The sequence below is a fragment of the Paenibacillus sp. PCH8 genome, from assembly GCF_002968835.1.
Classification (GTDB): domain Bacteria; phylum Bacillota; class Bacilli; order Paenibacillales; family Paenibacillaceae; genus Paenibacillus.
In genome coordinates this window covers 2,506,734-2,532,187 of sequence record NZ_PKQK01000001.1, presented here as the reverse complement: position 1 = coordinate 2,532,187, position 25,454 = coordinate 2,506,734, and the positions used below count along the sequence as shown (strand labels likewise).

Genomic DNA, 25,454 nt, shown 5'->3' with positions numbered 1-25,454 from the left:
TCTCTGTAAAACAGGCCTAAAGCCAGTTTGGAAACAGATCGCGCAACTTTCCGGCATCCCACCAGCTCAGGGCTGCGTTATGTACCTCCCGAAAGTCATTGTATGTTGGAGCAGACAAGGTTAGTATCACCAATTGAGGTAGAATTATTATGGGCCCGTTGGATGTGATTATTAATAAAATCCCGCCCGGCCCTTACCTGGCTGCGCCAGCCAGGTGTGCTTATGACTCTTATCCAGCTCGCCACGCATCGACTGAATGACTTCCACAATGTCTGTCTGACCATTCTGATGCCATTCCAGCGCCGCACTGACATACAACTCACCCAGCTGTGCAAGAGAGAACGTGTCGGTCAGACGAGCTGCCTCTATCGCGCCTTCTTCACCTGCGAATACGGCAAAGCCTCGTTGCCGCAAATATTGCAGGCGCAGCGCTTCATCTGGCAATGGAATTTCATAAGCTCGGTCGAACCGCCCCGCACGGTTCATGAGGCCTGGATCTATTTTCTCCGGATAATTCGTGGTCCCGATCAGGAAAATACCTTCTTTCGAAGTTGCTCCATCCAGTGTATTCAGGAAAAAGGAACGAACTTCATCCGGCATCGAATCGATGTCCTCAATAATCAACACCATCGGTGCCAGCCGCTTGGCAGCCTCAAACACTTCACGCACCGATTCACTGTTGGTATACTCCGTAATCTGCCAGTACGCAGCAGGTCCCGGAATACTTCCAGCAATGGATTTCACCAATGTGGTCTTGCCGTTTCCCGGATGCCCATACAACAGAATACCCCGCTTGTACGGAATGTCGTAATCTCGATAGAAGGAACGATCCGCTTCGAAGAATTGATCCAGCGAACGAAAAATATCCTGTTTGATTTGTGCCGAGAGAACAACATCCTCTCTTCCCACAGAGCGAGTGATCGATTCAACATGACGGTCGCTGCCATTCCGGGAATCGGTGTATACCGTCACTTTTTTCATGTTTTGCTGACGTTCCCGTTCCCGGACACCTCCCAGAAACTGCTTCATCTCCTCATCGCCAATAGCAAAAACAAAGTCTTCATTATAAATCCCGTTATCCCGGAAAAACGGAACCCGCACGAGCGCTACGCCCCACTTCGGATAGGCAAAAACATTGTTGCGGATGGAGTAATGCACACCATATGCAGGTACATCTCCATCATCGTCGTAATGCAAAGTCTGAAGTTCAAGATCTTCAAATATGCGAGCAACCAATTCCACTTCAGCACTTCCGTTCTGAAGGTCTTCCCGGAGCAACTCCCAATATTCATTGTTCGGGTCAGAACTGGCATAAAGCTTGTATTGGACCCCGTAGCGCTGATTGAGCGCTTCTATGATTCCACGGATTAGCCTTGAATAGATGGCGTACCCCTCAACCCGAAATACGGAATCATGTTGTTCGTCATAGGTGTAGATGGCCTGGGCTGGATTTGCTGGTTTCTCGTTTAATATCATTATTTCGCTCCCTTCACTGCAGCAAGCGGTTTGCATTTGGCTACAACTTGAGCCAGGCCTGCGCCGGTAACACTATCTATAATTTCATCCACATTTTTGTACGCCTGGGGTGATTCATCAATAATGGATTCAAGTGAGCGTTGGTTTACAACGATCTCATCTTCTGTGCCCACGCCCAATGCAAAAGCAAAATCCTCCACAGTAATCAATCGCTTCGTTGCTGTCCGTGAACGTATACGACCGGCACCGTGACATATGGAATAGTAATTATCTGCACCTTGTGGTTGACCCACCATGATATATGACGCAGTTCCCATGGAACCGGGAATAAGCGCCGGATGTCCTGTTGCCAGGTAAGGCTTGGGGTTGTCCGGGTGACCTGCCGGCAATGCACGTGTCGCACCTTTACGATGTACAAAAACAGAACCTCGGTCGGCATGGGATTCCTCCCAGGCATAATTATGCATCAAGTCGTATAACGTACGGAATTCACATTTGGAGCCAAACACATCCCGGAAAGCTTCGCGAATAGCATACGCAATCAGGTGCCGATTGACAACAGCGTAATTCAATGCTGAATACATCATGTTCACATAATGACGACCTTCCGTGTGCTCCAGCGGAGCAAATACCAGTCTCGGATCGGAAGTACCGAGATTAAGACGCTGCATCTCTTTGGCAATCGCTGACGAACTCGTCTGGCTAACATACCCTCCCCATGCACGGGAACCGGAATGGATCATGACCACGATCTGCCCATCGTACATCCCCCAAGCTTCTGCGATTTCCCGATTTTCTTCGGCGATCTCAATTGCCTGTATCTCAGCAAAATGATTGCCACCGCCCAATGTCCCGAGCTGACGATGCGAACGATGTCATGTCGGGAACGTGGTTTAACACATTCTCATCATAACTGAACTTGCTGCTTTCCACATGAGTCATCGAGGTTGATTTTTTGGGTGTATAACTGTCCGGAATATACTTTTTGGGTAAACCGTGCAGCCCTTTGCGAACGATATGTTCCAACCGGATATCCGAGTAATGACCTCGCTGATTAGCCTCCATCGGCAATACTTTCTCGATCGCTTTTACGAGTTTACGGCGGAGTTTGACATCTTTCAGATCATCCTTATGCAGGTTCGTCATCTGTACCCGCATGCCACAGCCAATATCGCTGCCCACAATGGAGGGAGATACGTATCCGCTCTGCGCATCCCACACCGCTGTCGTTCCAATACAGGTACCCACACCAACATGCACGTCAGGTGTGTAGCTCATATAAGAGATTCCTGGGATCTGGAGATTATTATTCGCCATCTCAAACACCTTGTAATCCAGCGAGGAGAAGAGTTGTTGTGCCGCATATACGGTGAGGTCTCCAGCAGGTAATTTCACTTCATGTCGGTAGCTACCTGCGATTTCGTCCTGATTGGTAATTAAATTAAATTTTGTATTCATAACGTTGTATTATTCCTTCCTGTACGTTCAGCAAATTCGGTTTGCTGATTCTTGTCTGGGTTAAATAGAACATAAAAAAGCCACGGACTGATCGCCCATGACTTCTACTGTATGACAATAATGGAGGACAGAGCAGCATGAACATGCCTTATATCTGTAATCCATCGCTATATTGCGAAGAACGCATATCGGTTATACACCTTCTAAACGATATGCCTATCTCCTATGTCGACCGTATGAGGCCAATGAGACGATGAGCCGGATATGCAGTTGTGTCTACGCAGCGTTGTGTTTGATTCAAATCATAACCAAGCGTCATGTCCTTCGGCCTCCCTTCATAAATGTTAAGTATTATATTAAGGGGACGGGATTTCATGTGTCAACCCTTTTCTTGGAAATTGGATCACGGGGCTTACCAGATATGTAAACAGAAACAGGAGGCTGTCCTGGGACGGCCTCCTGTTTCCGAGATAATAACGATGTTGTTAGCGTAACATGATTATTAAATTCCTGCTTGTTTTTCCAACTCTTCAACGGGATTCTCGTCTTCTTTTTCAGGAACTTTGGAAGACAGGAACCAACCGCATAATGCTATGGAGATCAGGACAATATAGAATCCGAATTTCCAAATTTTATTTTCCGGGAAATGCTCATCCAGAACACCCAGCGAAGGGTGGGCAAGTGTAATAACGGACAACTTAACCCCTACCCAACCTACGATGACAAAAGCCGCAACTTCAAGCCCTGGACGGGAATGAAGCAATCTCACGAAGTACGAAGCCGCAAAACGCATGATGACGAGTCCAATGAATCCGCCGAGGAAGATGACGATAAACTGTCCACCATCAAGTCCTCCAATTGGAGGCAATCCACTTGGGGGCAACGCTACAGCCAAGGCAACTGCTGCAAGAATGGAATCTACTGCAAATGCGATATCCGCTACTTCAACTTTGAAAACGGTCATCCAGAAACCGGATTGTTTTTTCGGTTTCTTAGGATTGGAATCTGCTGCTTCATCTGTTTTATTTCGACTACCCAGTATCTTTTTAACGATGTGGTTAATGGAAATGTACAGGAGATACAGTGCACCAATCGCTTGTACTTGCCATACATCGACCAGGAAAGAGATTAGGAACAACGAACCTAAACGGAATACAAATGCACCCATCAAACCATAGAACAACGCTTTTTTGCGTTTTTCTTCAGGCAAGTGTTTAACCATGATTGCGAGTACCAATGCATTATCTGCTGCAAGTAATCCTTCCAGAACTACTAAGACAGCCAGTACCCACCCATATTCCAATAATAATGAAGCATCCAACATTGACTCCTCCTTAATATCCTTATGATGTACAAAAAAAAGGACCTTTACCATCGCTGGTAAGGTCCTTTTATATCCACAAAAAGAGACCTTTACCGAGCGTAAAAACTTGGTAAAGGTCTCGCTAACAACAAAAATGCTGCCAATAAAGCCGGGGATTGTCTCCCGAACTGACGACTTTACTGTAAAAGCTACTCCCCTTTAACAGGAATATGTAGTTTTAGTTGGAACGGGTTGAATAACCTGTACCCATCATATTTCATAACGTTAAATAAAGTCAAGCATTATTATTCGAGTTATTACGATATAACTTGCGAAAAACGACAAAATCATAGATCATGTTTCCCAGCGGAATGAAAGAAACGAAAAATAAAGCAATGGGTCGGCGCAGACGCCACTTCTGTGTCGTGTACAGACTCACCATAAATAACAAGTACATCAGAAACAAAAAACCGTACAAATTCCCAAACCATGTGACAGCCTGCGGCATGATGCCTGCATCTCGGAGTGGGAAAGCAACGAACAACAGCAACAAGTATGAAATACCCTGCAGCCACAGCATCAGCCGGAAACGTCCCAGCATCGAATGTAACATCATCTTCCTCCTGTTTCTATACATGTATCCCGTTCAATATATCCGATACAGTATATCACAAAAGCCAGGATTATCCGCCTCCATGCACACAGCAGATTATTCCTGCACGCTCATATGGGTGGTTCAACTGCCTGTTCGCAGGAGCCAAACTCTTCTCGTTCTCATAGAATATATGACGAAGTTTGTTACAGATGTCGGACAAGGAGGAGCCTGTTAATGAAAATAGCTATGGTTGCACCAGAGAAGTTGCCTTTGCCAGGAAACGGTTCAGTGGAAATATGCATTCTGGGTATCGCTCGTGAACTTGCCCTTCGTCATCAAGTGACCATCATAAGTCGTGAAATACAAGGTCTCCCCGCTACTGAACAGTTGGACGGTATCACGATTCAACGTGTACCTGCACCGGGTTCTGTCGGGTACACCAAAGCAGCAATACGTTTGCTATCCAGGCATACTTACGATGTGATTCAAGTGGATAACAGGCCACACAGCATGGCTACCATCAAAAGAGCATTTCCCAATATACCGATCGTACTCTATCTTCATTCGTTAACCTTCGCCCAGCCCGGACCTTCGAGACTGGCACTGATGAGAAAAGCGGATTGGATTGCTGTCAACAGTCATTCCCTGAGACAAAGGCTCGGCCGCAGATTCCCGCTTGTGCAGCGCCAGATGAGTGTTGTTCCACTCGGGGCAGATTTAACCCGCTTCAAGCCTGCTGAGTCCAGTGAAGAACGGCTTCGCTTGCGCAAACAATATGGAGTAACTAAACCATTATCCATCCTGTATGTTGGCAGACTTATTCCGGGCAAAGGTGTAGATATATTGATTCGGGCGATGTCCCTCCTTCAGCGACAGATGTCAGTGCAGCTGGTCGTGGCAGGGAAAGGACCTCCGCGTTACGTGCGCAGACTCCGCGATCTGGCCCTAAAACAAAAAGTGCATGTATCCTTTCGTGGTCAGATCAACCATGAGCATATCGATCAATTGTACCGGGCAGTGGACTTTCTTGTCTGTCCATCCCAGAAGCATGAGGCCTTTGGGCTGGTTAATGTTGAGGCGATGGCTTCAGGATTACCCGTCATTGCTTCCGATAATGGTGGCATTCGTGAAATCATTCAATCAGGTACGAATGGTTACCTCGTAACCAATTACAGGCATCCCCGAAGTTTCACCTCCTGCCTGCACAAACTTGCGAACAGTCCCACTTCTGCCCAGGCGCTAGGAGAGGCTGGCCGAGCCAGCGCAGTTGCACAATTCAGTTGGGCCAGGACAGCCCTGCATCTGGAATCCATCTATACCAGGCTCATCCGTGAATGAGCCTTCTTCTGTTTCAGTTCATAATCTTGTGTCACACAAGTGAATTATTGAGGTGATTTAAGCATTTTCGCGAGATTGCCACCCGGTGATAAAAGAATCCATCTGAGGAACGGGAATATGACTCATCTCAATTAATTCCATAATGACCATGTCCCTCATCGTGAACCGCACCTTAGCACAAGTTAGTTGGTGAAAGGCATCATAGAATCCCGCTCCAGTCCAACATCCATGGGGAACCAATGTAGAATCATTGACAATATAACCTACCGCTCCAATCGGGGGAATGACAACCTTAATGGCATGGTGATCCAAGCGATTATCCGGATCTTTGACCAGATACAGGGTATCCCCCACATGTAATGCCTGTACGCCCTGGTAATCATCCATCCCATACATTGCCGCGAATAATTTGGTACTCATATTACCTGCTCCTTTTTCTGGATTTTCTCCATGATAGATTTTACAAAGCTTTATCTTCCCCATAGTGATTCAACCACTCGACAAGTTGATTGCGAATCTCTCTACGAAACTCAGGAGGTTCAAGAACCTCCGCCTCGGGGCCAAATTGATACAACCACTTCAAAAATTCCCGGCTGCTATTCAGTGTCACTTCAAATAACAATCCACCATCTACCATATCCGTCATTCGCGGGCGTACAAACATCTCTTCTTCTTTTATGTAGGGTGCCACTTTCTCAGAGAACCTCACCTTGAAATGAATATGTTCGTCACCACGATCAATGGACCATGTATTCTTCATATATTGCGTTATGTTGAAATCACTCTTGTCGAATTCATTAACCGTTCTTACCACATCTAAGAAACGGCTAATTCGAAACAATCGAACTTTTTGCTGCAAGTGACAGTATCCAATTAAATAAAAACGTTGGTCACGCGGAATGAGATAATAGGGATCAATATCCCCAACCGTAATCTCATTTCCCGTAAGCGTATGATAATGCGTGCGTATCGTTTGCCGACTTAAAATAGCTTCAATAATGGGAATGAGCAAATTGGGGTCCTTTCCCTCTTCACGATAAGCTGGAGTGCCCATCCGAATAATTCCCGCAATATTTTCTACAATCTCACTATTTCTTGATTTTATTTTGGTAAGAGCCGACATGACCTTGTCAAAAGCTGAATCAAATTCAGCTGGTAACTTCGAAATATCGACAACGGCTGGAAGCATGCAGAAGATCATCGCTTCCTGTTCAGTAAAATCCAAGGGATACAATGCAAACTCACCAATAAATCGGTAACCTTTACCGTATCCTTCATTCATAATAGGGGCAACCCTGTCCAAAATCCGGAGATCGCGATAAATCGTGCGTACAGTCGTACCGCATTTCAGTGCCAACTCCTTGGCGGAAATTCCGGGAATTGCTTGTATAGCCTGAAGTATACGGAGCAGACGAATTAATTTCTCTGTCATGTAGTTTCTCCCCTTCGATACTTTATCGGCAAGGAAAACTAGTTCCTTTAGTACATAACTAAATCTTTAGTCCCAATATCATTTTCGCAATTTCACCGTTTATGTATAGTTCAATTGCACTTTTCCTCTCCTTTAATATACATTCTCTTACTTGCTTGCGTAAAATATTTACCTCAAAGTCCATTTTTCTATGCCTGAAAGCCTATACAAAATTCCAAAATAGTACAAAAAAAGTCTCATCTCTAAGGAGAGACAAGACTTTTTCCAGCTTTACCGGTTATATAAATGTAATAATTGATTCATTACTTCCACCATATGTTGGCATAATTCAGGGATATCCCCCATCTGATCTTCATTCACACTACGGTCAAAATATACATGCGCTGTAACATTATACGTAATGGGCTGTTCTTCAAAAATATAACGGATGTTCTGGCACATTCTCTGCTCAGGCCAGCTCTGCCGTAATATGGAACGAATAGCGGTGCAATGTGATTCAGGCTTCTTACTATTCATGTCAAAACGAAGTTCCAGACTGCAGCCTGGATGACCTCCTGGCGTCTCCAGAATCTCGGATGCAAGTTCTTGAAGTGAACTCCTTAACACCACTTCGCCCGTTACTTCCGGATGATCCCTGAGACAGAACTGCAATATGAACTCTCTGGACATCATAGCCATCTCCAGCCGATCTTTACGACCTGTAATCTGAATACGCTCATCCAGGTTATCCATATCATAGAGATGATTCTCAAACCCAACTTTCAGATTGTCATACACTGTTGGATCAAACATATGAAGCAAACCTACTTTCTTTCCATTAACTTAACCTGCTCTTGGTTGTCATCATGAGATCAACCCTTTAATACATTCATTGTAGTATATTCTCATTCTTCATGCGACAACCGAACTCTCTTGTTCTGGGAAATCTAAAAAACCCAGTCCATAGGACTGGGCTTCGGTTAGGCATGGGTTCTCGTAAGATCCCTGAGCCTTAATTTATTCCTCTGTAGCTTTTTCTTCGTCAGATGCCGGTTCAGCTTCCTCAGCAGAAGCGGTTGGCTCTTCCTCAACCGCTTGTGGCGGCATGACGGAAGCGATGATGGAATAAGGTGAGGTTACGAGTGTCAAACCTTTATCCAGTTTGATATCTGCAGCCGTCAGGCGATCACCAATGTCCAATCCACTGACATCGACTTCAATGGATGTCGGCAGATCCGCCGGCAATCCTTCCACTTCCAATTGTGTTTCCTGTGTTTGGAATACACCGCCAGCCTTCGAACCCGCTGATGTACCCTGGAAGTCGATCGATACACTTACACTGATCGGCTTATTCTTGGAAATCTGCAGAAAGTCGACATGCAGCAAACGTCCGTTACGCTCTTGCTGATCCTTGATCAACACGGGAACTGTTTTACCACCCTCAAGATTCAGGTTGAACATTTCGGAGCGGCCTGTGCGTGCCACTTTCAGCATCTCTTTCTCATCTACATGTATGGAGGCACCTTCTTGTCCCGGGCCATACACGACAGCCGGAACTCGTCCGCTTTGTCTTAACAGGCGCAGTGCTGCACCTTTCTTTTCAGTTCTTGGCGTTGCTGTAAGTTGAGCCATTTTTCCGTTGGATTTCATGATTGAACATCCTCCTTCAAGGGATCACTACATTATATTTGTTGGAAAGCGCTAAGGCTTCGCTCATAGACCATTATGGTCTTTATTTCGGTGACCGAATCGTAGGCCATATCTATATTTACCCCAATGATAGAGGATCTCAAACACGGAACAGGACAATTATTTATTTTACAACAAGCAATAACTCGTATAATGCAACCCAAAAAAGCAGTCGGAATCTCTTCCAACTGCTGGTTTATCAAGGTTTTGTCGTACACCATATGAATTTATTATAAAATAAGAAGTTATGCGCTGTTACGCTCATCCGCTTCATTACTTTCACGAATAACCTGCATCTCATCCGACCCGCTGCGGACAATAATCCGTACATCCCCATCTTCAGGTACAATATCCACGAAACGGTCTCCGCATGTATCTTTGGCCTGCCACTCGTTCAAACGAATGATCAATCCCAGGTGATGCAGACCCGGAGCAACGCGGAAACGGGCTTCAGCGGCAGTTCCGACTTGCTCCAACCGCACCGCTCCATCCTCCATGCCTGTGCCCCATACCCAGACATCCCATCCTTCATAATGTTGGTCGTCCCGTTCATATCGGAGCGTGATGGTTCGTGAAACTTGCTTGTGAATGGTTACGCCAAGTGTTGCCCGAATTCCTCCAGCTTCAGCCACAATATGAGTAGCCCCAGGTGTCAGAGCACGTACGATCCCTGCTGTACTCACCGCTGCCAGTTCCGGATGAGAGGAACTCCAACGTATATTCGAATCCTGGAGCGGCTGTCCGAATTGATCCAAGACCAATGCACGGAAGCGACTGATTCGAGTCGTATACATGACAGGTTCGCCCACAATTTCAATTCGCTCGGCATGACGATGATCTACCTGTAACATGCAGGTTGCTGTGATATCCCCACAGCGGGCTGTGATCGAAGCTTCTCCACATTCCAGTGCATGCATTGTTCCATCAAGTTGAATCTGAATGATATCCGGCTTAGAAGAAGTCCAGATCACGGGGGCATTCTCCACCATATTGCCAATGCTGTCCCTTACGATAGCTCGCAGTTGAGCGGTCTCCTTCGGACTGTATACCTGACGTGGAAAACTAATCTCCAGTGTAGCTGGCTCAGCGCCTCCAGCATGCTCTGTGTCGTACAGGACCATTAATGACCACCGTTCTACGTGAACAGTGTCGCTAACGGTTTCGATCAAGTCTGTGCCTGCCTGATGGTCATTGACCACCACATGCCAGTCACCTTCCCCGAGCTCCACATGCTGCTGTTGTTCCGTGCCGTTATAGATAACCATAATCTGATTCCAGGTATCCTGATTCGCTCCGTTTTGAAGCTTAAATGCAACCACATTGCCATCGGCACGAATAATACGAAGGTGATTCCGTACCTGTTCAGCATCTATCATACGAAAAGCGGGATGGGTACGCCGCAGAAGAATAAGACCACGATAGTAGTCAAACACCGGTCTGAACCGCGATTTGTTAGCCCACGTGATAGCGTTCACCGCATCTCCGCTCCGATAGCTGTTATGATCGCCCGTTTTGGACCTCAGCATCTCATCCCCTGCTTGCAGAAACGGTATGCCCTGAGAGGTTAGCAAAATGCCGGATGACAGCAATGAGCGACGAACCATCTCATGATCCATGACATCATCTGCATCCACATACCGATAAGGATCTGCTGCTTTCACAGCCGATTCGGCACTTCCTCCTCCCACTGGCTGCCCGTCCTTCCACACAGGAAAACCCAAATCATGTCTAAGGTTCATCGTGGTTGCGATTTTGTCCCACAGATTGAGATTGTCATGTGCAGTCACATAATTGACGGTTTCAACAGGTGATGATGTGAAATCATCCAACGCCCCGGCTAATCCACGAACAAGCTCATATTCCTGCCCCCGGCACCTGTGACGAACCCTCTGCCAGTGCCATCACTATCCCCTTTGATAGCACTGCGGAAATGGTCATTAAATACAGCAAATCCCTGACCTCGCTGTGTTCCTTTTAACGTTTTGCGGTCCAACGGTGAATCTCCACCCGTCCAAGGTTCCCCATAGATCAGAAAAGCTGGATCAATCTGTTCCCGCAGTTCACGGGTTAATTCATTCATCGTGTCCGTATCGATCAGAGCCATAAGGTCAAACCGGAAGCCGTCTACACGATATTCCTCTGCCCAATAGCGGAGAGAATCGAGAATATACTTTCGCACCATCGGACGTTCTGTCGCCAATTCATTGCCTACACCGGAACCATCGCTGAGGGTGCCATCTTCACGAAAACGGTAATAATACCCCGGCACAATGCGTTCAAAAGGACCCTCCTCCACGCTATACGTGTGATTATAGACCACATCCAGTACAACACGGATACCTTGTCTGTGCAGGGATTGTACCAAGGATTTGAATTCCCGGATTCGAACTGCCGGATCACGTGGATTCGTCGCATAGGAGCCTTCTGGAACATTGTAATGCTGAGGATCATAGCCCCAATTGTATGGCACTCTGAGATTCGAACCAACATCTGCCGTAGCCAATTCATTCACCGTCTGATAATCCGCTACAGGCAGAAGATGTACATGCGTTACTCCCAACTCGGCAAGGTGATCTATACCAATGCTGTTACCTGCCCTGTCGGTCAGACCGGATGCCGTGAAAGCCAGATATTTCCCTTTATACGGAATGTCCGCATGTGGGTCCGAGGAAAAGTCACGTACATGCAATTCATAGAGCACGGCATCTGCAGGATGTAGAAATGCAGGCTTGATATCCAGATCCCAATCCACCGGATTGGTGGTCTCAGGATCGATAATAGCCGTTCGTTGTCCATTAGCCGTTACCGCTCTGGCGTAAGGATCAACAACGACTTCAACCCTTTGATCATCATGAACAACGCGGTACATATAATAATATCCTGCCCAATCGCCTTGCAGCTCCAGACTCCATATTCCGTCCGCCTCGCGCTTCAGGGAATGTTCCTGTCCATCCTCATGCTGTAACACTTTGCCACGCTCGTTGTAATGCCCTTCGTCATCAAAAATTAATATATGAACCTGTTGTACTGTAGGTGCCCACAATTTGAAAGTACTTACAGCACAAGTATATGTTAAGCCAAGATCGTTGCCTTCGTAACGAAAGGAAGTCCATTCCGGCATCGTTCCCACCGCCTTTATATCCATTGATTTCGTATTGTCCCGATGTTACGGAGCGGGACGTTATTTGTCAACCCGAGGTTGTCTGTACTCAACATATCGGCTACATATGGACATTCAATTAGCAATCGCTTTCAAAATATATAATATGTAAACAAGCGCCATAGATTGACAGCATCTGTACCTGTCCTGACAAAAAAACTGAATACTGCACAAAGAGGAAATGCAGGATGAAACATTACTGGATATGGAGATGCACAGGATGATCTGCTGCCCATCACAAAAACCCCTTTCCGCGTGGAAGAGGGGTTTGGTGTAGTTGTTCGGACATCGTGAGTGTGTGAGCTGTGTAAGAATCAGGAATTCGAATACATCACCGTCACGGATAGAGCGTTCGCATCAACCTGACCGCTCTGGATCGTACGAAGTGCATCCACACCGGCTTGTCCTCCTTCTACAACCACATGCCATCTCCCTGTGGGAACAGAGACGGTACGAGTTTCTTTTGCAGCATTATAGATGACGATAATCCGTTCCCATGAATCATGGATGGCTGTACCTTCCAGTTCATAAGCCAGCAGCCCATTTCCCTTTTCCAACAGACGCATGTGCTCAATCTCTTCCCGGGTACGAAGCCGGAAGGCCGGATGCTCTCGCCGAAGTTGGATCAGGCCACGATAGTAATCGAACACCGGCTTGAACAGCCGCTTTTGGTCCCAATGGATAGCATTGACCATGTCTCCACTCTGGTGGCTGTTGGCATCCCCGTATTTACTGCGAAGCAGCTCATCCCCAGCTGCAATCAGAGGAACACCTTGGGAGGTTAGAACAATACCATTGGCAAGCAGACAACGCCTAACGGTCTCATTCTCCAACATCTGATTCGGATCAATCTGCCGGTAAGGCTCAGCCTTCTGCACAGCTTCTTCCACACTTTGGCATCCGCGGATACTTCCATCCTCGTTGTAAGTAAGAAAATTCAGTGAATCGTGCAACCCTTGTGTACGTGCGACTTTGTCCCACAAGTTCAGATTATCATGCACCGTTACATAATTAATGGTTTCGGATGGGCCATCTGTGAAATCATGGATTGCTCCGCGTACCCCTGTCCACAATTCATCTTCTTTTCCGTCCGCACCGGTCGCAAATCCTGTACCCGTTCCATCGCTGTCACCCTTGATCACTCCACGGAAATGATCGTTAAACACGCCAAATCCAGCTCCGCGCTGTGCACCTTTTAAAGTCATATCATCCCCAAGCGGTGACTCCAGTGCGCCCCATGGTTCACCATATAGCAATAAGGAAGGGGATACTTCGGTGTGCAGTTCCATCGCAAGTTGCTTCATCGTCGTTGTGTCGATCAGACCCATCAGATCAAACCGAAATCCATCCACATGGTACTCTTCAGCCCAGTAACGCACCGAGTCGATGATAAACTTGCGCACCATGGGCCGTTCGGTAGCTACTTCATTGCCGGTACCCGAACCATTGCTGTACGTGCCGTCGGCATTTTGGCGATAGTAATACCCTGGTACAAGTTTCTCAAACGAGCTGCCTGCCGTATCAAACGTATGATTATAGACCACATCCATAATGACACCTATTCCCTTCTGATGAAGGGCGAGTACCATGGATTTGAACTCACGAATTCGTGTTTCGGGCTCGTCCGCACGTGACGCATAGGAGCCTTCCGGCACATTGTAATGCAGCGGATCATAACCCCAATTGTAGTTGGAAGCATCCGACGTATCACCATCCACCCCAGACTCATCCACAGTCGCAAAATCAAATATGGGCAGCAGATGCACATGGGTAATTCCCAGTTCAACCATATGATCAATTCCCAACGTATTGCCCTCTGAATCGCGTATCCCCTTCTCGGTAAAAGCCATGTATTTGCCTTTATGCGTTATTCCAGATGATGGGTGTATGGAAAAATCACGCACATGCAGTTCGTACAAGACTGCATCTACAGGACTGATCAATTCAGGGCGAATATCCTCACTCCACCCAAGCGGTTGCGTCTGCTTCAGGCTGACGATTACACCCATTTCTCCGTTCATGGTAACCGCTCGTGCGTAGGGATCTACAGCAGTGGTAGACTGTCCATCTTCGAAAGTAGGCTTGTACATGTAACGGTAGCTACTCAGGTCACCTTCCAATTCCAGAGTCCAAATACCTTGTTCTTGCTGCTGCATTGGTAACGCTCTTTGATTCTGTTGATTGGGTTCTTCCTCCGGGCTCCCACCTGTTAAGGGTGGATACAGGAGCAGTTCCATCTGAACGGCTAACGGTGACCAGACTTTGAAGTGACAGGCATATGCTTCTACTGTGACACCCAGATCGCTTCCTTTGTATGTATCTTCTGATATCAATAGTTCCTGCTTATCCTCTTCAATCATATATGTTGTTCCCCTCTCGTTGAGAAAATTAATGAATAATGAATATGGATGGAACGAGTACCCCTTACCCTTTATACCCGTTCCGTTGACCAACCATAATGCGCATTACGCAAAAAAAAGACAAACATCATGTGGATTCACATCACGCCTGTCTTCTTTAGAGGTAAAACGTTATTTCTCTAATGCGGTACCTGGGATTGAAAATCATTGCGGCTGGATTGATCGGCGTGGTACAGAACCACGTCTCCGTCTTTCAACGGCCAGCTTCTTCCCTGACCATCTATCGCGAAGCCCTCCATCTGCCATTGGTTCATCAAAGGTGCATGAATATATTGCAGGTGCGGTGCATTCGTATTGCCACTGCGTAATGTTTCAATATCGAAGTTAACCACGATGTAACCTTCCCTCAGAAATACCGTTGCCTTCTCATCTAACTGGTTTTGTCTGACAAGCAATTCGAGATCGGTTCCTTTGGGCACAGCATATACATCCGCGGGCAAGCTATATTCGCCATACCAGCGCTGAATCGCTGCATTCGCCCGATCCACACTAACACTGGAAGGAATGTCTGCTTTTGGCCCAATGAGTGTACGGATCTGTGCCGGAAGGATCATCCAATCATAACGGCCGACCCACGTTTTATTATGAGTATTCTGATCCACAAAACGAACCATGAATTCAGCCAGTGTGGACTCGCTTCGTTCCTGAGCTGTCCACTCATTGGTATACTGATAACGTGCCGTATCTCCCAGTTCCGTCCCCGGTACATTCCGTAATCGAGAGTTCAGCATGACAAAACGCTTCTCCAAATCCTGTGCAGATCCGATCCGAATGAGGCGTTCTTGGCCCCGATGATAGTATAGATCAACCTTTTGCCTGGAGGTTCCATTTTGACTAATAAAAGAGAACGTCGGGGTTATTCGGATACCATCCTGCTTGCCAAACATATTGCCCTTCGTTTTCAGATCAAACTTGAAATGGTATCCGGTCTTTACCGCTGCATTTCGGAAGCCCTGTACCGGATGACTGCCGGGACGAATAGGGAGTATATAGGGAGCCAGATTGCCACGAGGATCACCATCGATACGATTTACTCCCGTCCAGTAGCTCACACCTGTTGGTTCTGAACTACCCATCCGCTTACGGAATACATTCTCCCAGTTGTAGTCTGAAATATCGGTGATATGAAAATCGTACAATCGTCCAATGACTTCCACTGCAACCGTATCTGCGGCGACATGGTGGATCAGATCCGTATTGGCATCCTGCTGTTCCGTGAAGTTTGCAGGAGCATTTTCCGCGATGTTGCGGAACTCGATGTGATAGTTCCCTTCATCTACCCATACAGGGAGATAGAAAGGAGTATCCAGCTGATTCACCGGAATGTCCACCCATGTCATGGCCGCAATAAACTGAGTTTTCGCAGCATTGTAGACATCGAACGGAAAACGAACCTGTTTGATCCGAAAATATTTCGCATAATCACGATTACCATAACCAGGGTAACTCGCTACATCCAAATGTTGACCTGAGGTGGGTATTCGCACAAGGAATGGACGCTCCAGAATAAGCGCAGCTCTGGTCGCATCAGGATTTGTTTTCTGATTATGTGGCTGATCATCCGACACCCAGGCATAGTTCACCACTGGAGTATGTACTGTAACCGGGTTAATCCCAAGAATAGGAAACTTCTGCTCCCGCCCTCCGTTCACATTTCCAGGGAGCAGCCCATACGTAATCTCACCCGTGGTCGGCTGGTTGGCTTTGTTCATCAATGTATTCTTGATCGTTAGCCGGTTCAGGTACAACACATGATCTCCAATCATGCCAGGCTGTGGAATCATCCCAGGTCTTGGAGCTGTTTTCTCTATTGGAGCAGAATCCATGATCGTTGCGCCATTAAAGGTCACCTGATCATTATGAACCGTATTCTCTCGAACCTCCGATTCAGCCTTGGATTGAAACAGTGACGTTTCATTGGGCGTAGACGGTTCAGTCGAACCACCTGGAACGGTTTGGGTGCCAAGATCAATCTCTCTGCATGGTGCAGGTTTCACATGGGTGTTCACCGCATTGTCCGTCGCCGATTGCAGAGTAGGTGGTGTGTATTGATTTGGCGTCAATGTTACGGTATCGCCATAACCACCAAGCGCATAGTTGGATATCGTAGCTTCATTTAGCTTATAGACCTCCAGGTTATCAATCTGCCAGTAACTATACGTCCTTGTTACTTGCATCGATTTATCTCCGTTAACGTCACGTTCTCTGGGCTGAGGCTGTGTGCCTGGATCACCCTCACCACTAGACGGCCTTCCAGGGATTGTCCAGGTTTTGTGATAAACCTTCTTCACCTTTACGGTATAGGTCACCGTTCCTGTCATGTTGATCCACCGGTGCTGGAACAAATACCCTTTGGCCAAGACATTGGCGTAGAGATCTTCAGAAGTCGGGATGCCTCGGGTAACATCGAATTTCTCGGCTCCCCGATCATCTGCCTTGAGCACGCCTCGAACCGATGAGTCCATTACCGCTGCTTCAATAACCGTACCTCTAGCAGGTGGGCTGATGGTCACAGGGCACGCATTCGCAGGATCACCCCCTGGTTCTCCACCATTATTTCCTCCATCATCCGTGCAATCCTTCACCTCAAGTACCTGGGTCCCTTGTTCATCCAGATGCTGAGCAGGATCAAGAAAATGAGCCTTTATGGTCGTGCTACCCACAATCCCTTTCGTCATGATTTTGCCATCTGTGCCGATCGTTGCTACAGAAGGATTTGAGCTTTGCCACGTCAATTTGGAATGAGCGGTCAGCTTATGGACAGTCCGATCCGGTTTGGTTAGAACTGCTTCTGCCTGTAAAGGTGTCGTATTGGCTTTACAGGCATTCGGTAGATTCACTACGAGTCCAGGCTCGGACGTCACTGTAATGGTCGCTGTATCCGAGATGAGATATGTACCATTATTCCAGATGGCGCGCACCGTAACCGTGCCCGGACTTTCAGCTTTTAACATCCCTGTTTTCAGTTCAATGCTCGCAATCGTCTCGTCAGAGGAAAACCATTTGATTTCTGCTTCTCTTCGCGAAACGTCGATGCCTTGATTGAAATCTGTTTCACCATAATTTTTGGTCTTCACTTTGGCTTCCATCTGCTGGGTTTGTCCTATGGTAAGGGTAGAATCCTCTTCGACAGATATCTCTTTTTCTTCTTCCAAATCACCTTCCCAGATAATGTCCATAGGTGTGAAATAAGAAACATTATGTTTAGGACAGCCAGCATTTGTTCTTCCCCCATTCTCAAATGGATCATTCTGAGTCCATTCGTGATCTCCCCCAGTTAAGGTCCTGATAGCAACAACTGTACTTGGAGGTGTGATCACTGTTCTTCCCACACCTGTGTATGTTTCCTGTTCAGGTTGGGTTTTATATTCCACACTTTTGATATTTACTTCCTTAAAACTAGAGGATGTTAGCGTATTTCCGTTATATTGAGGCCAAGAAACCGCTGGCCATCGGGAAAAATCAATGCTGTCCGGCACCTCTTTCAAAGCAGGATAAGGGGTTGTACAACTTCCTGCATTGCTTGAATAAGTCGGTCCACCACTATGATCTGCTCTGAATCTCCCATCATCAAGTTGATACCAATAAACTCCAGGAGTAGCAGTTGTCTTGTCAGCTTGAATAAATTTTAGAACAGAGCTTTTCATAGACTTTGGACCGTATTGATCGACTGCAGCGTAAACCAAATGATCACTTACTATTCCCGCGAGACCGGAACATAAAGCGAATAATATCAATAGTAACTTTGAGCATTTGAATACGGGCAACCGCATTCGTTTCCTCATAAAATCAAAATCACCTCACTAATAGTACATATTTTGTATTTTCATTTCTCCTAAATCTTCAGCTTTAACATGATACGATCCGTTTTTGAAATCTAAAGTTGACCTAGTCCAAAATCTAACTTTTTTCCCTTTGATAATGAGGTCTTTAGGGCTGTTAGGAATGGTTTTCAATCCGTTCTTATCAGCATGTTCTAAATCTAGACGTCTAAAATTTAGTAGTCCGTTATTTAAACCACTACTGTAAGTAATCAAATCTGTTTTATCTGTATTTGATATAAAAGATAAATCAGCAAATGTTAAATAATAGTCGCCACTAGAAATATTAGATTCCACAAAAAGTTTACTATAGACTCCCTGAGGTTTACCATTCTGAACCTTCACCACTATAAAACTATGAAGTGTAAGCACTCCTGATTTATTAGAAAGTTTTATATCTCCTTTAGAAATATCACTTACTTTCACAGAATTCTTAGTATAAAAATAATTACTAATCGTCGTTAAATTCGTCCCCGTCGTGCCGACCTCTCTCATTTCATTCAGGTCACTATATTTCCCGGCATCCGTACCCTCCACGTCCATATAACGCAGCAAAATGGCAGATACCTCAGCACGTGTAGTGGGGTCCGCAGGTTTTAATGTACCATCTTGGAAGCCACCAACAATGCCTGTCCCACGAACGAGGGCAAGATAAGGAATCTGCTCGGCCCGAATAGTTCCCCGGTTCACTTCCGGTGTGGGAAGCAGTGTATTCTTCGTATCGTTAAAAGCATCCTGGAAGCTGCTCCCGGACTTGATCAGCCCATTGGCAATCCACTTCATCATCTCGTAGCGTGTCAGCTCCGCATTCGGATTGAACCCTTTGGCGTAATCGCCAGCATGAATGAATCCTTGTCCTACAAGCTGACTAACCGCCTCTTCAGACCAGTGCCCCTTGAGATCGGAAAAAGGATTCTGCCCTTCTACCTTCTCTAGCCCAGTCGCGCGGGCGAGTATCGTCGCATATTCCCCACGCGTAATTTTGCCATTCGGACGAAACGTTCCGTCTTGATAACCAGAGATCAGATTTTTTTCATAAGCTTTGGCAATCGTCGCTTGAGCCCAGTGGCCCTTGATATCCTTGAACTTGCTAAGGGCAGTGTCACTTGTTCCCGATGCAGCATTAGCTGTTGACATAAAATGTACAGGGTCAATCGGTAATAGAGTGGCTGCAAATACAGCTGTCGTTACCAACCCGACGATCCACACATTCCGTTTATTCTTATTTCCGTTTACTTCCATCTGCTTCTTCAATCTACTCACGCTCCTATGTACCTTCGTATGGGGGTGCTTTGCTTGATCAATCTGATTACTTTCCCTACAACCAAAAACCTAAATTTGCCATAATAATCAATATTCTACCATGTATATCTAGGCTTTTGGTATTATTTTTCATCCATCCCCATTACTTCAAGGCGGACATCCCCCCTTCTAAAGTCCCGCTTCACCACTCAAAGTACAAAAAAAGGCCATGAATCCGCAGATTCATAGCCTTATGCTTTAAGGGTGTGGTTATTCGTATGATATTTGGAACAATCAACTCCCTCATAGAATAAACCATTTCATTCCATTTGACCATTCTTTTTTTGCTTCCCCAAAATTATTTCCCGTTCAGTTCCTTGTAGGATGCTTCCAATTCCGTGATGAGCTGATCACCACCGGCTTTTCGCCAGTTGGCTATTTCCTGCTCCCAGCCTGCATCATCGACTTTACCCATAATGTACTTGGTCTGTGCATCCCAGATCATCTGATCCAGCTCCTGACCACGCTCGGTATAGATTGCTGATGACAATGTGAGTGCCGGATTAGCGATGGCATACTGCTCATTCTCACGAGCCATCTTCGTACCTTTCATACCGATCGGAACATCTACCAGTTCAGGCACATTATACCCTTCAATGCTTAGCAAATTATCACGATAAGGTTTAACTTCACGCTGATAGGCGTCGAAGTCCTTCAGTTCGGTTTTGCCATCCGCAGTTTTGCTGTAGTGCACATCGAGCAACCCCCGCAACTGCAATGTACTCAGTTCCTCATCCATTAATTGATCCAGGAACGTGAGTACCTGCTTCAATTGCACCTCATCCGTTACGGATGCCTTTGGGATAACCAACATACCATAGTTCCCTGGCTCCCCGGCGATGCGAATACCATCGGTTCCCTGGAACGGAGCTACGTCAATCACGCCATCTGGAGCATTAGGCGTAAGGCGTTGCTGTGAAGACTTACCATTTTGAGCGACACCATTCAGCTTCATGCCAACGAGACCGGAATCCATTTTTTTGTCCGCATCGGAAGGGTCCAGAGCAGGGAAGTCACTGTTAATCAACCCTTCGCTGAACAGACGCTTGAAGAGTTTCATCGTATCCACATACGCAGTGGTCAGAAACTCCGGTGTCAGTTTCCCGGCATCGTCCACTCCCCATTTATTGACGCCACCAATACTTACGGCAATCCGCGTCAGCGGGGAAGAGACACCTTCATTATACTTTTTGAATAACAATGCACCGTACGTATCTTCCTTACCATTCCCGTCCGGGTCATCCTTACGAATAGAGCGCATCACTTCATACCAGTCATCCAGCGTTTTCGGTACATCCAGCTTCAATGCATCAAACCAGTCCTTGCGATATACAATCGCGGTTCGTCCAATATCCCGAAAGTTGGGGATACCATAGACTTTGCCTTCAATCTTTATATTGTTAAAATACGCCTCGGATTGGGCAGACAGGTTCTTATAATCCTTCAGGTAAGGCCCCAGTTCCCAGAACAGTCCCGTTCTGGCGGCATTAAACGTTGTTGGTACATAATTTACACGCATTATGGTAGGCATCTCGCCTGAAGCAACCATGACGTTCACTTTATCATCAAAAGCCGACTGCGGAATCCACTGTACATTGACATCCGTATTCGTGTATTCTTCAATCTTCTGTTCAATCCCATTCTCTTTGGCCGGTATATCACCTACCTGCATTAAAGAGATGGAAATGGGAAGTTTACCTTCCCCTGTAGCAGGCGCTTTCTCTCCCCCGCAACCTGCAAGCAGTCCAGCAGACATTGCGCCAATGACAACGATTCCGCCTAAACGGGATATTGGACCTTTTGGACTCATGAACCATCTCTCCTTTTGGATAATCAAATTGTTCAGTGATCTTGCCCTCATGTATGCGCTATCATCATATTTGGAAGAAAAGAACCAGCTTTACGCCAGTTCAATCTCCACCCCTGCCAAAATAAACGGAGCGACCGATTTCGGATCATTGATCCGAATGGATTCAGTCACATAGTACTCGTAGGACCCGTCACGATACGGACTTCCCCCAAGACCGGCTCCGCCGTTACACTGCGTCAGGGACAGTACGCCTTCACGATCCGTTTGCAGCAAATGCTGCAGCAGACCCTGATATCCTTTTTCCGCAACCGCCTTGAATTTGCCACTCAGATATCCTTTGCGCACACCCTTCGCCAGCGCATAGACAAACATCGATGTACCAGAAGCCTCCAGATAGTTCCGCTCACGTCCCGGTTGATCCAGCAAATGTGGCCATAGTCCGGTGGGTTGGTCCTGGACATGCACTAGTGCGTTCGCCACCCGTTCGAAGATGCCCACAATCTGCCCGCGCTGTGGGTGATCTACTGGCAAGTAATCCAATGTATCCACAACCGCCATCACATACCAGCCCATCGCCCGGCTCCAGACATGCGGAGAACATCCCGTCTCTCCCGAACTCCAACGCTGTTCCTTACTTTCATCCCAAGCATGGTACAACAGACCGCTACGCGGATCTCGTGTACGCTGTTCCACCAGCAAGAGCTGTAATGCAGCCTTGTCGAACCACTTTTCCTCCCCTGTCACTGCACCATATTGAGTCAGATACGGTGTTGCCATGTACAATCCATCCAGCCACATCTGGAAAGGGTATATCTTCTTGTGCCAGAACCCGCCCTCGCTTGTATGCGGTTGTCCTTTGAGCTGTGTCATTAGCAACTCTGCTGCTTTGCGATACTTTTCTTTTCCCGTTTTCTCATGCAACAGGAATAGTGATTTCCCCTGATTAATCTGATCCAGATTATATTCCTCAATCGCATAGGAGCGAATGGTGCCGTCCTCCTGAACATAGTCATCCATCAGTTCCTGAATGTAGTCAAAGTACCTTGGCTCACCCGTATGAATGTACAGTTCCTCCAGCGCTTTCAGCAGACAGCCATTCTCATAATGCCAGGTGCCATACAGCTCATGGTTGCGGTAACTTTCCATGAACTGCTGTGCCATGCGCACAGGTGTGAATTGCAACGTTTCCTTCATGCTCAAGCCTCCGCTTCCGGCTCTTTATTGAGCCTGTTTTTTGTAATCTTCAGCATATTCCTCACGAATTTTGTTTCCGCCAGCATTGGCCCAATTCTCGATTTCCTTCTTCCAACCGCTTTGATCGATCTTGCCCATAATGTATTTGGTCTGTGCATCTGCAATCACCTGATCCAGATCCGCCCCGCGATCACCATACGTTGGAGAATATAATGTCAATGCAGGGTTCGGCACAGCATGCTCCGCCAGTTCCTTCGCCAGTGCCGTACCTTTTTCACCCAGTTCGGTATCCTTCAATTTCGGTACGTTATATCCTTCGACATAAAGAAGGTTGTCACGGTAAGGCTTCACTTCACGCTGGAATGCATCGAAGTCACTCATCTCCACCTGATCTTCACCTACTTTGGTGTAATGTTTGTCTTCCATACCTCGCATCAGTAATGTTGCCATCTCAGGGTCCATCAGTTTATCCAGGAATGACAGCATATTCTTCAGTTCTTCTTCCGATTTCACCGTCGATTTCGGGAAAGCGAGAATACCCGAGTTACCCGTCTGTCCAGCAACACGATCACCGTTCGCTCCAAGCAAACCTGCAATGTCTACCACGCCATCCGGATTGTTCTTGGACAGACGCTCTTGCTGGCTCTTCCCGTTCTGGGCAACACCCACACGCATACCGACCACGCCAGAATCATATTTTTTCTCCGCTTCCGTAGAGTCAAATACGGCAAAATCCTGATTCAACAGTTTCTCATCATACAAACGTTTCAGCAGATCCAACACCTGCATATATTCCGGTGTCATGAATTCAGGAGTGAAGCTGCCATCATCTTCGACCTTCCACTTGTTAGGTGCACCAAAGCTTACGCCAAGGCGCGTCGTGAAGGAATACTGATCCTCATTATATTTTTTGAAAAGCATCAAGCCAAACGTGTTATCTTGTCCATCTCCATCGGGATCGGAGGTTGCCAGTGTCTTAATCGTTTCATACCATTCATCCGGTGTGGCTGGCACCTTGAGATTCAACTTCTCGAACCAGTCTTTACGGTAGATCACCGTAGCTCGCGCAATATCCGAGAATACAGGAACCCCATAGATTTTGCCCTCGACCTTGATATTGTCAAAGAAACGCTCGTTCTGTGCCGACAGATTCTTGTAGTCTTTCAGCAAAGGCCCCACTTCCCAGAACACATCGTTGCGCATTGCGCTGGTCACTGTCGGGTTATATTGCACCTTCACAATTTTCGGCATATCGCTTGAAGCGATCATCACGTTAATCTTGTCATTGTAGGCCGAAGCCGGAATCCACTGAATATCCAGTTTGGTGTTGGTATATGCTTCAATCTTTTGCTGAATCTCGTTGCCTTTGCTGGGTACATCACCCACTTGTGCAATGGCAATGGACACATTCTGTGCGCCGCCCTCGGCAGCCTGACCCTCGTCTGATCCGCATCCTGCCAGCAAACCTGTCACTAGTGCCAGTGTGCTCAAGACAGCTACGGCTTTCTTTTTCGTTGCTTTCATCCCATGAAAACCTCCCTTTTTTATGCAGTCATAATGATATGACTCTGAACCCTGTTCCGACTCAACCTTTCACCGAACCCAGCATCACACCTTTGGCAAAGTGCTTTTGCAGGAATGGGTATACCAGCATAATCGGAATCGTGGAGAACACGATTACGGCCATACGAATGGTGAGCGGCTGAATCTCGGTCTCTTCGATACTCGTATCTCCGATCCGGCTCTGTGCCAGAATGACAATCTCACGCAGCCAGACTTGAACAGGCCACTTCTCACTATCGTTAATATAGATCACAGCGCTGAAGAAGCTGTTCCAGTGGGCCACCGCGTAGAAGAGTGAAAATGTGGCCATGGCTGGCATGGACAACGGCAACACAATACGGAACAATACGCTGACATCATTACACCCGTCAATCTTGGCGGCATCTTCCAGTTCATCCGGAATGGCTTGGAAGAAGTTTTTGAGTACGATCAAGTTAAATGCACTTATGGCAGTTGGAAGCATTAGAGACCACAACGTATCTGTCAGGTGCAAGGATTTCACGACAAAGTACGTCGGAATCATCCCGCCGCTGAAGAGCATCGTGAACAATACACCCAGCAAAATGGGCTGGCGTCCACGCAAATACCTCCTGGAAAGCGGATAAGCCATTAGTGACGTGAAGAGCAGGTTAATTAAAGTACCAATCACCGTAATGTAGATGGATACGCCCAGACTGCGTATCAAGGTATCTGTAGAGAAAATGTATCGGTATGCAGCCAGAGAGAACTCTTTAGGGAAAAGAATGAATCCTCCCTTAGCCACTTCATGCGGGCTGGTAAACGAGACGGCCAAAATATACATGAACGGGATGACCGTCACGATTCCAATCAACAGCAGCAAGCCGTGATTCAGAAAATCAAAGATCCGGTTGCCCCACGTTTTATCCTGTTGCATCTTAATGTTCACTCCTGTC

At 46.8% G+C, this 25,454-nt stretch carries 15 protein-coding genes and 2 pseudogenes; 1 reads left to right on the top strand and 16 read right to left on the bottom strand.

Annotated elements, in window-relative coordinates:
* Positions 1 to 171 precede the first annotated feature (171 nt).
* The 4 genes and pseudogenes from C0Q44_RS10920 to C0Q44_RS10905 form a co-directional block, all read right to left on the bottom strand.
* The gene (locus C0Q44_RS10920) at positions 172 to 1,476 is read right to left on the bottom strand and encodes an ATP-binding protein (protein WP_105407248.1); all 1,305 of its coding nucleotides are present in this window, start codon (positions 1,474 to 1,476) and stop codon (positions 172 to 174) included.
* Positions 1,476 to 2,934, bottom strand: a pseudogene (locus C0Q44_RS10915) (RtcB family protein). The gene C0Q44_RS10920 and the pseudogene C0Q44_RS10915 overlap by 1 nt, the downstream one beginning before the upstream one ends.
* Positions 2,935 to 3,436: 502 nt before the next feature.
* Complete coding sequence (locus C0Q44_RS10910) at positions 3,437 to 4,258, bottom strand: TerC family protein (protein ID WP_105407247.1); 822 nt, start codon at positions 4,256 to 4,258, stop codon at positions 3,437 to 3,439.
* Positions 4,259 to 4,532: 274 nt separating this feature from the next.
* Positions 4,533 to 4,850 carry a DUF3817 domain-containing protein gene (locus C0Q44_RS10905; RefSeq protein ID WP_105407246.1) on the bottom strand — a complete coding sequence of 106 codons (318 nt, stop codon included), beginning with the start codon at positions 4,848 to 4,850 and terminating at the stop codon, positions 4,533 to 4,535.
* A gap of 216 nt (positions 4,851 to 5,066) precedes the next feature.
* On the opposite strand from C0Q44_RS10905, the gene C0Q44_RS10900 reads away from it, so the two are divergent.
* Positions 5,067 to 6,170 carry a glycosyltransferase family 4 protein gene (locus tag C0Q44_RS10900; protein WP_105407245.1) on the top strand — a complete coding sequence of 368 codons (1,104 nt, stop codon included), beginning with the start codon at positions 5,067 to 5,069 and terminating at the stop codon, positions 6,168 to 6,170.
* A 57-nt stretch (positions 6,171 to 6,227) separates the two neighbouring features.
* Here the strand turns inward: C0Q44_RS10900 and C0Q44_RS10895 are convergent, their stop codons facing one another.
* From C0Q44_RS10895 to C0Q44_RS10840, 12 genes and pseudogenes are all read right to left on the bottom strand, one after another.
* Positions 6,228 to 6,590, bottom strand: a complete 363-nt coding sequence (locus C0Q44_RS10895) for an HIRAN domain-containing protein (protein WP_105407244.1) — start codon at positions 6,588 to 6,590, stop codon at positions 6,228 to 6,230.
* A gap of 40 nt (positions 6,591 to 6,630) precedes the next feature.
* Entirely contained in the window at positions 6,631 to 7,602 is a 972-nt protein-coding gene (locus C0Q44_RS10890; RefSeq protein ID WP_105407243.1) for a helix-turn-helix transcriptional regulator, read from the bottom strand.
* Between the two features lie 270 nt (positions 7,603 to 7,872).
* Positions 7,873 to 8,394 carry a hypothetical protein gene (locus tag C0Q44_RS10885; protein WP_105407683.1) on the bottom strand — a complete coding sequence of 174 codons (522 nt, stop codon included), beginning with the start codon at positions 8,392 to 8,394 and terminating at the stop codon, positions 7,873 to 7,875.
* A 204-nt stretch (positions 8,395 to 8,598) separates the two neighbouring features.
* The gene (locus tag C0Q44_RS10880) at positions 8,599 to 9,231 is read right to left on the bottom strand and encodes a 50S ribosomal protein L25 (RefSeq protein WP_105407242.1); all 633 of its coding nucleotides are present in this window, start codon (positions 9,229 to 9,231) and stop codon (positions 8,599 to 8,601) included.
* Between the two features lie 284 nt (positions 9,232 to 9,515).
* A pseudogene (gene pulA, locus C0Q44_RS10875) lies at positions 9,516 to 12,391 on the bottom strand (type I pullulanase).
* A 353-nt stretch (positions 12,392 to 12,744) separates the two neighbouring features.
* Positions 12,745 to 14,790: a type I pullulanase gene (gene pulA / locus C0Q44_RS10870; protein WP_105407241.1), complete on the bottom strand. Its 2,046-nt coding sequence runs from the start codon at positions 14,788 to 14,790 to the stop codon at positions 12,745 to 12,747.
* Between the two features lie 179 nt (positions 14,791 to 14,969).
* Positions 14,970 to 18,224 carry a DUF5704 domain-containing protein gene (locus C0Q44_RS10865; RefSeq protein WP_258166240.1) on the bottom strand — a complete coding sequence of 1,085 codons (3,255 nt, stop codon included), beginning with the start codon at positions 18,222 to 18,224 and terminating at the stop codon, positions 14,970 to 14,972.
* Between the two features lie 429 nt (positions 18,225 to 18,653).
* Positions 18,654 to 19,925, bottom strand: coding sequence for an S-layer homology domain-containing protein (locus C0Q44_RS10860; protein WP_105407239.1), 1,272 nt, complete (start codon positions 19,923 to 19,925; stop codon positions 18,654 to 18,656).
* Positions 19,926 to 20,271: 346 nt separating this feature from the next.
* A complete protein-coding gene (locus C0Q44_RS10855) occupies positions 20,272 to 21,783 on the bottom strand; it encodes an extracellular solute-binding protein (protein WP_105407238.1) in 1,512 nt (503 codons plus the stop codon).
* 90 nt (positions 21,784 to 21,873) lie between these two features.
* Positions 21,874 to 22,977 carry a glycoside hydrolase family 88/105 protein gene (locus C0Q44_RS10850; RefSeq protein ID WP_105407237.1) on the bottom strand — a complete coding sequence of 368 codons (1,104 nt, stop codon included), beginning with the start codon at positions 22,975 to 22,977 and terminating at the stop codon, positions 21,874 to 21,876.
* 24 nt (positions 22,978 to 23,001) lie between these two features.
* Positions 23,002 to 24,501: an extracellular solute-binding protein gene (locus C0Q44_RS10845; RefSeq protein WP_105407236.1), complete on the bottom strand. Its 1,500-nt coding sequence runs from the start codon at positions 24,499 to 24,501 to the stop codon at positions 23,002 to 23,004.
* A gap of 61 nt (positions 24,502 to 24,562) precedes the next feature.
* Positions 24,563 to 25,435, bottom strand: a complete 873-nt coding sequence (locus tag C0Q44_RS10840) for a carbohydrate ABC transporter permease (RefSeq protein WP_105407235.1) — start codon at positions 25,433 to 25,435, stop codon at positions 24,563 to 24,565.
* Positions 25,436 to 25,454 lie beyond the last annotated feature (19 nt).